Source organism: Undibacterium sp. GW821-FHT07F11 (assembly GCF_059418665.1).
In genome coordinates this window covers 1-674 of record NZ_JBWKQH010000035.1, presented here as the reverse complement: position 1 = coordinate 674, position 674 = coordinate 1, and the positions used below count along the sequence as shown (strand labels likewise).

Sequence of the window (674 nt, the reverse complement as noted above, 5' to 3'; positions counted from 1 at the left end):
AATGGATTTTTCAAATCGCCAGCAAGAGCCGGGGAAGAAGTTTATAGGCTTAGGGCTGGTTATCGCATTTCACGTACTGGTGGTGTATGCACTGGTATCAGGATTGGCGCGCAAGGCCATGGAAGTGGTGATCAAGCCAGCAGAAGTCAAGCTGGTGGAAGAAGTAAAACCACCACCACCGCCGCCAGACACCCCGCCACCGCCACCACCAAAATTGTTGGCACCGCCCCCCCCGTTCATTCCGCCACCGGAAGTTCAGGTACAGCAACCGGTACAACCGGCCCCGACCATCAGCGTCAAATCTGAAGTCAGGCCAGAATCGAATGTGATACCCAAGGCAGTGGCAGCACCGACCCCGGTTGCCGACACCAAAGCAACAGGCCCATCGATAGTGCCAGGCGTGATCGACTTCAACGTTGCAGGTTGCAAACCGGAATATCCGCGTGCCTCCCTGCGTAACGAAGAAACCGGCACCGTCGTCCTGTCCGTCCTGATTGGTGCCGATGGCACCGTCTCCGACGTCAAGATCGACAAATCCAGCGGCTTCCGTGGTCTCGACAATGCGGTGAAATCCCAATTGATGTCAGGTTCCTGCAAAAACAAACCAGGTACCGTTGACGGCAAACCACAGCAGACCTGGGCCAAAGTCCAGTATGTATGGAAGCTCGAGTAGT

The 674-nt window shown here is 55.6% G+C and carries 1 protein-coding gene; it reads left to right on the top strand.

Annotated elements, in window-relative coordinates:
• Positions 1–673: energy transducer TonB (locus AC07OI_RS29805; RefSeq protein ID WP_495259671.1), on the top strand; the 673-nt coding region annotated here is incomplete at its 5' end.
• Position 674 lies beyond the last annotated feature (1 nt).